This window comes from Pantoea rodasii, from assembly GCF_002095465.1.
GTDB lineage: Bacteria > Pseudomonadota > Gammaproteobacteria > Enterobacterales > Enterobacteriaceae > Pantoea > Pantoea rodasii.
In genome coordinates this window covers 759,451-772,097 of the sequence record NZ_MLFP01000086.1, presented here as the reverse complement: position 1 = coordinate 772,097, position 12,647 = coordinate 759,451, and the positions used below count along the sequence as shown (strand labels likewise).

The 12,647-nt window shown below is 53.0% G+C and carries 11 protein-coding genes; all 11 read right to left on the bottom strand.

Annotated features, from left to right (window positions below):
- Positions 1-69: 69 nt before the first annotated feature.
- Positions 70-2,277, bottom strand: a complete 2,208-nt coding sequence (fhuE, locus tag HA45_RS26965; RefSeq protein WP_100700470.1) for a ferric-rhodotorulic acid/ferric-coprogen receptor FhuE — start codon at positions 2,275-2,277, stop codon at positions 70-72.
- A gap of 635 nt (positions 2,278-2,912) precedes the next feature.
- Entirely contained in the window at positions 2,913-3,083 is a 171-nt protein-coding gene (locus tag HA45_RS26960) for a YlcI/YnfO family protein (protein ID WP_100700471.1), read from the bottom strand.
- A gap of 72 nt (positions 3,084-3,155) precedes the next feature.
- On the bottom strand, positions 3,156-4,802 hold the full coding sequence (gene cydC / locus HA45_RS26955; protein WP_100700472.1) for a thiol reductant ABC exporter subunit CydC: 1,647 nt from the start codon (positions 4,800-4,802) through the stop codon (positions 3,156-3,158).
- Entirely contained in the window at positions 4,799-5,755 is a 957-nt protein-coding gene (locus HA45_RS28575) for an ATP-binding cassette domain-containing protein (protein WP_244563547.1), read from the bottom strand. The genes cydC and HA45_RS28575 overlap by 4 nt, the downstream gene beginning before the upstream one ends.
- Positions 5,644-6,036, bottom strand: a complete 393-nt coding sequence (locus tag HA45_RS28825) for an ABC transporter transmembrane domain-containing protein (protein WP_280174536.1) — start codon at positions 6,034-6,036, stop codon at positions 5,644-5,646. Before HA45_RS28825 ends, HA45_RS28575 begins: the two co-directional genes overlap by 112 nt.
- Before the next feature lie 2 nt (positions 6,037-6,038).
- Complete coding sequence (locus HA45_RS28820; RefSeq protein ID WP_280174535.1) at positions 6,039-6,530, bottom strand: ABC transporter transmembrane domain-containing protein; 492 nt, start codon at positions 6,528-6,530, stop codon at positions 6,039-6,041.
- Between the two features lie 33 nt (positions 6,531-6,563).
- Positions 6,564-7,613, bottom strand: coding sequence for a cytochrome d ubiquinol oxidase subunit II (locus HA45_RS26945; protein ID WP_100700474.1), 1,050 nt, complete (start codon positions 7,611-7,613; stop codon positions 6,564-6,566).
- Positions 7,614-7,726: 113 nt separating this feature from the next.
- Positions 7,727-9,070: a cytochrome ubiquinol oxidase subunit I gene (locus HA45_RS26940; protein ID WP_244563546.1), complete on the bottom strand. Its 1,344-nt coding sequence runs from the start codon at positions 9,068-9,070 to the stop codon at positions 7,727-7,729.
- 973 nt (positions 9,071-10,043) lie between these two features.
- Positions 10,044-11,114, bottom strand: a complete 1,071-nt coding sequence (locus HA45_RS26935; protein ID WP_100700476.1) for a 4-oxalomesaconate tautomerase — start codon at positions 11,112-11,114, stop codon at positions 10,044-10,046.
- The gene (locus HA45_RS26930; protein ID WP_100700477.1) at positions 11,111-11,833 is read right to left on the bottom strand and encodes a 4-carboxy-4-hydroxy-2-oxoadipate aldolase/oxaloacetate decarboxylase; all 723 of its coding nucleotides are present in this window, start codon (positions 11,831-11,833) and stop codon (positions 11,111-11,113) included. The genes HA45_RS26935 and HA45_RS26930 overlap by 4 nt, the downstream gene beginning before the upstream one ends.
- The gene (locus HA45_RS26925; protein ID WP_100700478.1) at positions 11,830-12,567 is read right to left on the bottom strand and encodes a PIG-L deacetylase family protein; all 738 of its coding nucleotides are present in this window, start codon (positions 12,565-12,567) and stop codon (positions 11,830-11,832) included. The genes HA45_RS26930 and HA45_RS26925 overlap by 4 nt, the downstream gene beginning before the upstream one ends.
- Positions 12,568-12,647 lie beyond the last annotated feature (80 nt).

The window sequence follows — 12,647 nt, the reverse complement described above, 5'->3', positions numbered from 1 at the left end:
CAGATTAAGCACGAAGGTTCCAGAGGTCAGATTAAGGCAGGGCCTTTCTGTATAGAGAATTTAACCGGCTTAGAACTGGTAATTCGCCGAGATTGTCACGTTACGCGGTTCGCCGTACACGGTATTTCTGCCGACATCGATATTGTAGGTTTTGTCGAACAGGTTGTTCAGGTTAGCCTGAACAGAGAGCTGTTTAGTGACCTGATAGCGGCTAAACAGATCCACCAGCGCATAACTGCCCTGCTCTGCATACAACGTTGAGGTCCCGCCCGGTCCCGCTACGTTATCCCAGGTGTGCGTCTGCCAGTTAACACCACCGCCCACCGTCAGATCCTGCAGCATTGGCAAACGATAGCGGGTGAACAGTTTCAGTGAAGTGCGTGGCTGCGTTGGGTTAAGCGCGGCATCGTCACCATCTTTGGCCACATAACGCGTCGCACCAAATGTCATTTGCAGATTGTCGGTAACCGCGCCGTTGATTTCGAACTCGACACCTTTACTGACTGTGCCATTTTGCTCGTAATAGGCATAATCGGTGCTGCCAGAGACCAGGGCATAATCGGTTGCGCCAAGATGATCCTGCTCGATGCGGAATACCGCCAGCGATGCCGTCACGCGGCTGTTCATCCAGTCACCTTTAATCCCGGTCTCATAGCTTTTACCGGTGACGGGCGACAAATAAGCTCCCTGCGCATTACGATAAGTCTGTGGTTTGAAAATCGAGGTGTAGCTTGCGTAGGCGGAATAGGTGTCGTTGATGTCATAGATCAGGCCAGCATACGGCGTGACATTGTTCTTCTCCATATTCTGCGTCAGCGTGTTGGCATTATATTGGGTATAACGCGCCCCGAGGATCAAATGCAGCGGATCGGCCAGTGAAACGCGGGTGGCAATATACGCAGACTTCTGACGAATAGTATTATCCTGCGACAGCGCCTGGTCGTCCCAATCCGGTTCTGGATAATTGCCCCAGTCATTGAAATCGCCTACGTCTGCGGAAGTGAAACTGGTGGAGGCGCTAACATAGCGATCGTGTTGACGGATATAAGTAACGCCGGCCATTAATTCATGCTGACGGCCAAAGAGTTCATACGGACCAGTCACATAAGCATCTGCGGTGTCTTCTTTGCGCTTCGCGGTGTTATAGCCGGTACCCCCTAACAAATCATAGCCCGCATAAGGGCCGATACCGATGCCGGTTGATTTATCAAAGTAACCGTCGATATACAGCAGCTTGCTGTCCATGGTGGCTTCGGTATGCGAGCCGCTAAGGTTGAGTTCCCAACCGTTATTAAAGGTCTGCTTCAGATTAGCAAAGACCTTTTTGGACTCGCTGTTGTTATAAGCCCAATCTGGTGCGAGGTTGGTGCTGCGTGAGTAATTTGTTTTGCTGCCGTCGACATAGAAAGTCGGTAAACCGCCCCATGTCGCGCCTGAAATGTTGGTTTCCTGATAATCGTAACCGACAGACAGAGTGGTTGAGTCGGTAAGATCGGCAGCAACAGTGCCATACAGGAATTTCTTTTTCGTATGATAGTGATCCAACCAGCTGTCGCCATCCTGATAGCCGGCCACCACGCGACCACGCACATTTCCGGACTCGGTCAACGGACCCGAAAGATCGGCAACGTAACGTTGAGTATCCCAGCTGCCATAGCTGGCTGAGAGATTTCCCTGAAACGTTTTGCTGTCAGCCTGCTTATGCACCATATTCACAGACGCAGCCGGGCTGCCCGCACCGGTCATCAAACCGGTTGCACCGCGCACCACTTCTACCCGGTCATAAACTGCGGTATCCGACAAGGTGTCGCCAAGATTCCAGGCGCTATCAATCAATGCTGGCACGCCATCGATCTGATAGTTGTCGATCATGAATCCGCGCGAGTAGAAATTGCTGCGGTTCGCGCCAGAATTGAATTCACTGATGCCGGTGGTATTGGTTAAAACGTCATTTAACGTCTGCAGCTTTTGGTCCTGCATACGCTGTTTACTGATGACCGAAATAGACTGCGGTGTATCACGCGCGGTCAGCGCTAATTTAGTGGCTGCGCGCGTAACAGGCACGTTGTAATCAGTGTCTTGATTGCTCTCGCTGCTACCGGCTGCCGCCGTGACTTCCAGTGTTTGATCCTGGCTAGTCGTTTCAGCCGCGTAAACTTTCGGGCTGTGTAAAGCCGTCGCGATAATCAGTGCCAGCAATGAAATAACCGGCAAGGCTTGAATAGCACCCGCATGATTACCCGCGTTTAAACTGGCTTGATGTGAAGAACGAGACATTATCATCCTTTGAAATTGTTATTTAATGAGATGACTGGTGGCGTAAACGCCCTCCCCGTCAGGATTTAAGACAGCATTCCCTGTAAAACATATCTTCTGGTCTAACTTTTGAAGGGAGCGGCTTTCGCGTTAATAACGTACACAGCAAAAAGGATCCCTACCCGCCTGGAAGGCGAATGAGAATTATAATTATTACAATTCACTGAGCAAGGCTTTACTTTAATTACCCAAAATAAACCTTATAAGGAGGGTATTTGCACCATCAGGTGACAATTACAGAATGAAATAATAAAAATAAAACCATGACAGGAAATACTGAAAACGTAGAAGCCGCTCTGACTCCTGGGCATTTAATTAACCCATATCCCTTTAATGATTCGAGTGGACTACCAAAATCATCAAGAAATAGTCATTAAATTGCACCCAAACGATATAAATTCGTAATTTAAAAGATGGTATGTGTAAATAAATAAAACCGGGGTGGGTATTAGCTAAGAATCAGCTGAAGATTATTGCCCTAACGAGGAGATGACGCGCGCAACCAGGGTGTCAGAGAACTGCGGGGAATTTAGACTGAAATTCCCATCAGCAACACGCCAGCGATAGCAGTGGACTGCTGATGGGAAAATGCGGGATTACTTCTTTCCGGTTCCGGCTTCCCGCGCTTTCAGGCGGCAAGCTTCTACCACCCAGGCTGAGAAGTTTTGGCTGTTTTCAATCTTCATGTGCTCTTCAATCTGATCAATCAGCAGGTGAGGAAAACGAATATGTTTTCGTCGGGTTTTGGAGTTTGTCATTTTATCCATGGTGATCCCTGGTCAGTTGTCTCACAAATTTTATTTTTGGTTAAATCTAAAAATCCCAGATCCCTGCTCTTGTTATGTTATATCGAGCAGTAACCGACTATCGGCGAGCGACAGTGGCTGGATTTGATGGGTAACCAGCAACGTGGTTTTACCCTTAATGAGGTCTTTCAGGCAATTAAGCACCAACTCTGTATTTTGCGCGTCCAGCCCTTCGGTCGGTTCGTCTAACAGTACGATCGGCGCTTGAGAAAGATAAGCGCGTGCAATGCCAATCCTGCGTGCCTGGCCGCCGGAAAGGCGTCCGCCTAACTCACCGACCAACGTATCAAGACCCTGCGCGAAGCCACGGACTTCCTCGTCTAAGGCGGCTCGTGCCAGTGCATCCCATAATGCATCATCGTTCGCATCAGGTGAGACCAAACGCAGGTTGTCACGAATCGATGCGTTAAACAGATAGGTTTTCTGACCGACCACCGAGATCATCTGACGCAACGTATCTTCAGAAAGCGTTCTGACCGAGCGCCCGCCAATTAACACGTCCCCTTCGGTGGTATCCCAGAACCCTTGCACCAGATTGAGGATGGTGGTTTTGCCTGCGCCGCTGGGGCCGAGAATCGCCAGGCAATGACCTTCCGGCACCGTGAAGCTCAGCTGATCCAATACCTTGGGTGATTCCGGCGCATAACGCAGAGTGACCGATGCGAAAGTTAACGCGCTGTTGTCCGGTACTGGACTGCTTTCAGGCAGCACAATCGGCGGAGTCAGTTCAGTCATTGAGAATAAACGGCGCGCCGCTTCACGTGTTGTGCCCAGGGCAGCAAAAGCGGCAGGCAAACCGGCCACAGCTTCAGTACTGGCGAGCACGGTAAACAACAACATAACAATTTCACTGGCGGTGATACCGCTTGCGTGCTGAGGACTGAACAACAACAGGAAGGCAACAAATACCCCGAGCTGCCCCAGCAGCGCACAGATCGCGCCGCCGCTGGCACTTGTCCACGCTTGTTTGCGCTGCGCGCCAATCAACTGCTGCGAGAATTGACGCAGATGTTCGGTTTGATGACTGACCGCGCCTACCATCTGCAACTCTGGCAAACCACGCATCAAGTCGGTGGATGCTGCCTGCACTGACGAGCGAACGCGGACAATCTTATGGCCGCTGGCTTTGGTCATCGATGCCACCACACAAGGCACAATCACCCCAGCGAGAATCAACACCACCGCATCAATCATTGCCACTGAAGGCGAGAACCAGCAGATCCCGGCCAGGATGATCATCGACGAGATCAACCCCGCAATGGCCGGCGTTAAGATGCGCAGATAGAAATTATCCAGGCTATCGATATCCGCCCGGAAACGCGCCAGCACATCACCATCACGGAAGTCCTGCAATCGCGCGGGTGCCAGCTGGGCGAGCTGCTGATAGAACCAGACGCGTAACACCGAGAGCAAACGCAACGTTGCATCGTGCGTGACCAGCCTTTCCAGATAACGCGCGAATGTACGCAATACCGCGAGACCACGGATTGCCGCGGCGGGCGTGAAAAACTCCAGCGCCAGTGAGCCGATGCCCGCTAATGCCATGGAGGTAATAAACCAGCCTGATAATGCCAGCAGCGCCACGTTAGAGATAATCACGATAACCGAGAGCAATACGCCCAGCGCCATGCGGAAACGCCACGGGCGGGCGAGGCGCAAAAGATGCCAGAGATCATTCATGAGAGGTCCCCTTTTTGCAGTCGCTCCAGTTCAGCGAACACGCCTGCTTTGTCGCGCAGCGCCTGCGGCGTACCCGATTCAATCACATGACCTCTTTCCAGCACGATAACCCTGTCAGCCGTGGCGGCGATTTCGGTGTCGTGGGTAATAATCAAACGCGCGCTGTCTGGCAATCTGTCGCTCAGCGCGGCGATCATCCGCTGCGCCGTCTGACGATCCAGCGCGACCGTTGGTTCATCGAGGATCACCACCGGCGGCGCGCTTAACACCGCTCGCGCCATGGCAATACGCTGTACCTGCCCGCCGGACAGCCCTTTGCCACCGTCACCCAGGCTGTAATCATATTGCGCCGGGAGCGTCTGGATAAAATCGTCGGCCTGGGCAAGCTGTGCGGCTGCTTTGATCGCTGCCGGGCTCATGTCAGGACGTGACAACACAATATTCTCAGCAATCGAACCGGCAAACAGAGTCGGACGCTGTGGGAGCCAACCAATCTGCTGCTGCCAGGCAGGCAGATCAAGGGAAGTAAGATCGTTGCCATCGATCACGATGCGGCCCGCTGTGGGCGTGATGAAGCCCAGCATCAGACGCGACAAGGTGGTTTTACCGGCCCCGCTGGTGCCGACCAGCGCGACAGTCTCGCCACTGAGTAACGTGAAGGAGACATCCGTGACACCGCCGCCCTCTTCATACTGATAGCTCACACCTTCGAGGCGAATTTCACGCGGTGCCGTCGAGAGCAATGTTTGCCCCTGTGACGCTGCCGGAGGTTCAGCATTGAGGATCGCCAGCAAACCTTCGGTCGCGCCAATCGCATCCATACGCGCATGGTAGTGCGCACCTAAATCGCGCAGCGGGCGGAAAAATTCCGGTGCCAGCAATAAGGCAAACAGCCCTGGCAGGAAGCCCATCTCTCCGTAGAACAGACGGAACCCGACGTATACCGCGACCATCGCGGTGCTGATGGTGGCAAAAACTCCAACACCAGAGAAGAGAGGAATGCCAGCCGCAGAACCTTCATGGTGGTCTGACGATAGCTGTCCGAGATCGCCGCGATAATATTCGCTTGTCGGCGCGCCGCATTGGTCTGACGCAACGTTGTCAGGCCAGCAATCACATCAAAGAAGTGCGCACTCATCAGGCTGAGTTTGTGCCACTGCTTGAGGCTCATTTTCTCCGCGCCCTTTCCTACCACGATCATGAACAACGGCACCAGCGGTGCGGTGATCAGCATGATCAGACCGGAAACCCAGTCAAAGGGGAAAAGCGTAACCAGAATGGCGAGCGGCACGATACCGATAATGATTTTTGCGGAAGAAAGCCGGAGAAATAGGCTTCGATGGCTTCAACGCCTTCACCCAGCGAGCTGGCGATACTGCCCGTGCGCTGATTCTGACTCCAGGCAGGGCCCAGCGCCGCAATGCGATCCAGCAACATACCACGCAGACCCTGGCGGATACGTGCGGAGGCTTCAAAGGCAAAGCCCTGGCGCAGCACATCAATGCCCGCGCGCAGCAGCATCACTACCGGCAGTAACAACAGGAAAGGCATCAGTGCGGTCAGGTTTTTACCGCCAATAACGGCATTACTGATCAGCCAGGCTAACAGCCAGCACTGTGCAATCATCAGGATGGCATTGAGCGCGGCCATACTGATCGACAGCGAAAATAACCCGCCCGCCTGGCGACGCAGGCTCGAAAGCCAACGTTCTGCCAGGCGGGCAGCCATTCTACCAGGAGGAGAACTAGCAGACATGATGTCTTAGTGACCCCCGTGACCAACCAGCTTAGAGATACGGCCGCGGAATACCCAGATCTGATACCAGTTGTACATCAGCATCACCGGAACAAAACCGCCCATGGTCATGGTGAAGGTAATCAGCGAAACCTGTGGGCTGGCGCCCGCCCAGATGGTCCAGGTGCCTGGAACAATCCATGGGAACATGGTCAGCAGCATGCCGAAGCCCAAAATGAACGCGGCGGCATTGAACCACAACACGGCGGCGAAATCTTTGTCCTTCAGGGTGTCACGACGAACCTGATCGATACACACCAGCGCAATCAGGCCAAACAAGCCCCAGACCCAGAAGTGTGGACCGAACCATTTAGCACGTGCCCAGTCAAAAATCACCGCGCTCCACACCCAGGTAATCACCACGGCAGCAATCGCTAACCAGAAGATCACGGCGGTCCAGCGAGCAGCATCCTGGCGAATCGGTTCGTTTTTCTCGAAGCGAGCACGAACAAACAATACGCCTGCCAGCGTCATGGCGATACAGGAAGCCACACCGGTCCAGATAGAGAAAGCCGAGATGAAGTTAAATGCACCGCCCACATAGTTGGGAACACCTTGTGCAGGTGAATCCATCTGGAAACCTTGCAGCAGTGCGCCCACGCACATTCCACCAAAGAAGGTGACGGCGAGGCTGGCAACACCAAAGATGCCGTCAGAAAACTTCTGCCAGAATGGCGAGGCCAGATGGCGGAACTCCAGTGCCACGGCGCGGGACATAATGCCCCACAACACCAGCGACATCGGCACCATCAGGTAGCTAAAGGCCGAACCGTACACAAACGGGAAGGTGCCGAACATAATACCGCCGGCGACGATCAGCCAGGTTTCGTTAGCATCCCAGGTGCCGGCCATCGCCGACATAATGGCACCGCGCTCGTCATGGTCGCGGACGAAGAGCGAGAAGATCCCCGCCCCCAAATCGGCACCATCCAGTGCGATATATAAAAGAACGCTGATACCAAACGCTAACCACCAGGCGATGATCAGGAAGTGCTGAGTCGTGTTAAGCATGTCCATGGATTTCTTCTCCCATCAAACCGGACGGATATATTCAGGATGGTCAGCATGACCACTGGCAGGCATATCAAGGTGACCTAAATGCTCATGCCCTTCGCCCGGTATTTTGCTGGTCAAATCAGGACCCATACGCACCACTTTGGCGAGGAACCAGATGGTGCCCGCCACCACAGCGGTTTCAAAGATGGCGAAGCCACCAGCCAGAAGATAGCCAGACCCATGGTCATCGGACTCATACCGTCTTCGGTGCGCATCAGGCCATATACGATCCATGGCTGACGGCCAATTTCACGCGTCCACCAACCGGCGATGATCGCGATATAAGGCAGAACCACCATGGCAACGGCCAGCGCGAGGAACAGTTTATTGCGTGGCGCCAAATCACTGGACATACGACGGCGTGCAATCAGCCAGACGCCCCACAGGCTAACCAGCAGCATCGCACCCGCAGCACCTGACATGGCGCGGAAGGCATAGAACGGCAACACCACAGGCGGTTGCTGATCTTTCGGGAAGCTGTTCAGGCCCGTCACCGTACCGTTCCAGGTTTTGGTCTCAATCAGGCTCAACGCATGCGGAATATCGATTGACCATGCCAGACCGGTACCTTCTTTGTTCGGCCAGCCGAGGATATGCCAGGCGCTGTTGACGTTACCGGCAGAATCGTAGGTATCGTAGTGCCCTTCCATCGCAGCCAGTGCAGCCGGTTTATGTTCCAGCGTGGCTTCACCCAGCACGTCACCCATGTAGATCTGAACGGCGGCGACCACGGCCAGCGCCATCAGCGAGTACTTCAGCGGTTTCAGGAACAGATCAACATGACGTTGCTTGAGGACATACCAGGCACAGGTTGCCACCACGAAGCACAGCGACAGCTCGAAGCTCGCCAGCAGCATGTGCGGGAAGGCGCTGAGTGCATTCGGGTTAAGTATCGCGGCCAGCCAGTCGGTCACAATAAAGATACCGTTGTGCAGTTCAACACCGGTTGGTGTCTGCATCCAGGAGTTGGCGACCAGGATCCACATCGCAGAAAGTGTAGATGAGAGCGCCACGTTAAAGGTCGCAAACAGGTGCATCCCTTTGCTGATCTTGCCCCAGCCAAAAATCATCAGTCCGATAAAGCCGGCTTCATACATAAACGCGGTAATGGTTTCATAGCCGAGCACCTGACCAAAGAACGGTCCGGCAGCCTGTGAGAAGCGGCCATAGAGAATACCAAAAGCCATTTCCATGGTGACGCCGGTGGCCACACCAGCACCGAAGTTAACGATAAACAGCTTTTCAAAGAAGCGACACAGTCGATACCACTTCTCATCTTGCTTCCTGACCCACATCAGTTCAGAGATGAACAACAGTGCAGCCAGTCCAATGGTTAGCGGGGGAAAAATGATGTGAATAGATGAAATTAGCGCGAAGTCAATACGCGTGATCAGCGATGTAAGATCGTTACTTAACATGACTATCTTCTTTTTTTGAGTGACCGAGTTAGTTAACGGCAATCCAGCGCCGTTTCACATGTTATGGAGTGAGATGAAGCAAGCTCGTGCATAACAAGTTGAAATCGGTACCGCACTGTCGTCTTTCTCTTAACCACGAGCAACAACCACAGTATATTTTCCAGACAGGTGACGACTGGAAAATAGGTTATTCACTTCGGCGTTCGTTCCGGAGAAAGAACGGGGAAAATAAATCATGATTGTTAACGAAATGTCTGTCGATAACACTTGCAGGCGTAGGTATCGACACGGCTCGTAATAAGAATTTTTCTGTAAATTATTCTATATTTTCGTTTACACAAAGGCATCCTAATTAAAGGGGCAACTTGTAACAAAAAGAAAAAATTCGCTGTATAAATGAATGATTTTCATGTGAATTAAATGTAAAAAGACAGTTAATTTATGAGGAATCTTTGATTTTAATCAACTTAATTCAAGGTATTAGCGTGGTTTTGAGCGTTAATTATGATGCATTGAAGAGTGAAAGAATCGGCGTGCAACCCGTAATGATGCGATTATCTTATTATTTAGCAGGGTTACAATTACCGTAGACATACGGTCAACATCAATAATACGGAATTTTAACAAGCATTGAGTTATTGTATTTTAATAACAGCCAGAATGATTTAATTTAACAAACCAAAAACAATTATCACTTTCAGAATACGTAATTCCTGCGCCGTTAAATTTTTAAAAACCTCTCTATTAAATATACCGTATTGTAACATTAAAGACACACCGTGCGCACAATTGTCACATTAATAATGAATCAGCCGATATTCATTTAAGGCAAATAAGGGGTCTGGTCAGGCAGTGTGAGTGAGAGCACGGAGTCACGCGTGGAAACGAAGATTTTTGACAGCGGATGGAGAATGCCGACAACTCATGAGGTTGTCAGCATAGGAGAGCGTCAGCGTTTAGGGTATTTGGTGTTTTAGCGTGAGGCTGGAATCGCCACCCGCCCGTCGAATAACAGACGTGCCGTACGTATCAGGCCGCTTTGCGTCACCTTCCCTGCTTCATCACAGGTCAGCATCACGCTAAACTCGCCGCTGGGATGTTCTACTGCCAGACGCTGCTGTCTGGCATCGGAAATCTGCGCTATCCCCTGCGTCACGGAACCGGGGATCAGGCAGGCTGTGGCGACACTCACCGCGCCCAGCACGCCAATGGAGGCGTGACAGCGATGGGGAATAAATGTCCGCGTGGATAGCGCACCGCCATTGGCGGAGGGCGCAATCAGGGTCATTTTCGGCACAGTTCGTTTCGTCACATCCCCGAGGTTCATCAGCGGACCGGCTTGTAAGCGGATGGATTCCAGACGAGCTTTTAACTCAACGTTGCTTTCAAGCTGTTCGCGGGTTTCCTGCCCAGTACATCCCACATCCTCAGCACGCAGGATCACCACGGGCATACCGTTATCGATGCATGTCACCTCAATCCCGTCAAAACGATTAAGGGCCTCACCGGTCGGTAATAACGATCCGCAGCTTGACCCTGCAATATCCTCGAATTGCAGAATTTGCTCTGCGCCAAAACCGGGCACGCCGTCTATCTGCGTATCGCCCTGATATTCCACCGTACCATCGGACGTTGCGAGTTGCGCGACCGCGATTTGCCCGGTGTTGATCATAAAGATGCGCACGCGCGTGATGTCGCCCTGCGCACTTATCAGGCCTTTCTCAATGGCAAAAGGCCCCACGGCGGCGAGGATATTGCCGCAGTTCTGTCCATAATCGACGACTGCTTGATCCACGTTAACTTGGGCAAACAGGTAATCGACATCGGCATCAGGCCGCGTCGAAGGTGAGATAATCGCGACTTTGCTGGTGAGCGGATCGGCTCCACCAATGCCATCAATTTGACGGGGATCGGGTGAACCCATAACCGCCAGTAACACGCGATCTCGTTGCGGTCCCGCTTCTGGCAGATCGCTGGCAAGGAAACAGGCAGCTTTAGAGGTGCCGCCTCGCATTAACACACAGGGTATCAGCGTCTGTTTCATAGTGAGCTCTTTTGCAGGGCATCCAGAGAATCCACATAGCGCAGTCCTTTCTCCGCTAACGTGCCACGCATTTGATAAATATCCAGCCCAAGCTCCCCGGAAGCCAGTCTTATTCGTTTACTCTCCTCATTGGCGACACGCTGTTGGGTTGTCTCGGCAACAGTTTTCGCATCCGCTCGCGGCACAATCACCACGCCGTCATCATCGGCAACCACTATATCGCCGGGATAGACCATCTGGCCGGCACAGATAATCGGCACGTTCACCGATCCCAGCGTGGCTTTTACCGTTCCCTGCGCGAATACCGCTCGCGACCAGACCGGGAAGCCCATCTCACGCAGGGTCTGGCTGTCACGGATACCGATATCGCCCACCAGCGCCACTACGCCACGCGCCTTTAATGAAGTGGCCAACAGATCACCGAAGAAGCCGTCATGGCAATCCGAGGTCGGCGACACCAACAGCACATCGCCAGGCTGACACTGTTCGACTGCAACATGAAACATCCAGTTATCACCGGGAGAAACCAGCACCGTGACCGCGCTACCGGCTACCGAGACACTTTGCTGAATGGGTCTTATCCGCACATCAAGCAGACCTTGCCGCTGTTGCGCTTCGTGGACGGTCGCCACTCCGGCACGAGCAAATTGTGCAATCAGAGCGGAATCGGCCCGCTCAATCTGCGTGACAACGATGCCTTTATGGTTGATCCCACTCATGAAAGATCCTCCGTCACCCGTGGGAATAGACTCTGATAACCTTCGCCGTGAGTGATGACGCGCGTCGAAGCGATCCCCGTATTACGTTTGGCCTGTACGCCGCGCTGCAGCGCCACGCGTGTGTAGTATTCCCACAGGTGTTCCTGCCCGGCCATGCATTGAATCGCCTGATATTTCTTCTCCCAAACCGGGGTGATATCCAGCAGCACATCCGGTTTCCACAGACATTGTTCAGGCTGATGCGGTTCAAAGCAGTAAACCGGCGGTGCGCCGATAATCGGTTCTCCCGGACGATAGCCTTCTGCCTGCGCAATGATGCGCGCTTCCTGGGTGAGATTCGCCGCTAGCGGGTGATCGTAGTTGTAAGGATCGGCAATCGAGTGCGTCAGTACAAAGTGTGGCTGCACGCGGCGAAACACATCGGCCAGGCGGAACAGCGTTTCCTTATCCGCGCGTAGGGGATAATCACCGAGATCGAAGAACTCAATGCTCGCACCTAACACATCCGCTGCCCGTTCGGCCTCAGCCTGTCGATGCTGCTTGACGGTCTGCTCGGTCATGTTGCCTTTGCGCCACAGTTTTGCCGACTCGCCGCGCTCCCCGTAAGAGAGGCAGACAACGTGCACGTCATAGCCGTTCGCACTGTGCAACGCGATGGCACCGCCTGCGCGCCAGACAAAGTCAGCGGAATGGGCACTGACCACCAAGGCACTCTTTTTCACTGTGTTTTCCATTATGTTCCCCTGCTATTGCGTTTTTTTCATCCTGACACGCAGCACCCTGGCCGAATAATGCCTTTCATTGTGCGAGCTAT

What these genes read in the sequence shown, in the direction of transcription:
- fhuE (WP_100700470.1), bottom strand. Translation starts at nt 2,277, where the DNA reads ATGTCTCGTTCTTCACATCAAGCCAGTTTAAACGCGGGTAATCATGCG.
- HA45_RS28825 (WP_280174536.1), bottom strand. Translation starts at nt 6,036, where the DNA reads ATGCTGATCACCGCACCGCTGGTGCCGTTGTTCATGATCGTGGTAGGA.
- HA45_RS26925 (WP_100700478.1), bottom strand. Translation starts at nt 12,567, where the DNA reads ATGGAAAACACAGTGAAAAAGAGTGCCTTGGTGGTCAGTGCCCATTCC.
- HA45_RS28575 (WP_244563547.1), bottom strand. Translation starts at nt 5,755, where the DNA reads ATGGTCGCGGTATACGTCGGGTTCCGTCTGTTCTACGGAGAGATGGGC.
- HA45_RS28820 (WP_280174535.1), bottom strand. Translation starts at nt 6,530, where the DNA reads ATGGCTGCCCGCCTGGCAGAACGTTGGCTTTCGAGCCTGCGTCGCCAG.
- HA45_RS26935 (WP_100700476.1), bottom strand. Translation starts at nt 11,114, where the DNA reads ATGAAACAGACGCTGATACCCTGTGTGTTAATGCGAGGCGGCACCTCT.
- cydC (WP_100700472.1), bottom strand. Translation starts at nt 4,802, where the DNA reads ATGAATGATCTCTGGCATCTTTTGCGCCTCGCCCGCCCGTGGCGTTTC.
- HA45_RS26960 (WP_100700471.1), bottom strand. Translation starts at nt 3,083, where the DNA reads ATGGATAAAATGACAAACTCCAAAACCCGACGAAAACATATTCGTTTT.
- HA45_RS26945 (WP_100700474.1), bottom strand. Translation starts at nt 7,613, where the DNA reads ATGGACATGCTTAACACGACTCAGCACTTCCTGATCATCGCCTGGTGG.
- HA45_RS26930 (WP_100700477.1), bottom strand. Translation starts at nt 11,833, where the DNA reads ATGAGTGGGATCAACCATAAAGGCATCGTTGTCACGCAGATTGAGCGG.
- HA45_RS26940 (WP_244563546.1), bottom strand. Translation starts at nt 9,070, where the DNA reads ATGTTAAGTAACGATCTTACATCGCTGATCACGCGTATTGACTTCGCG.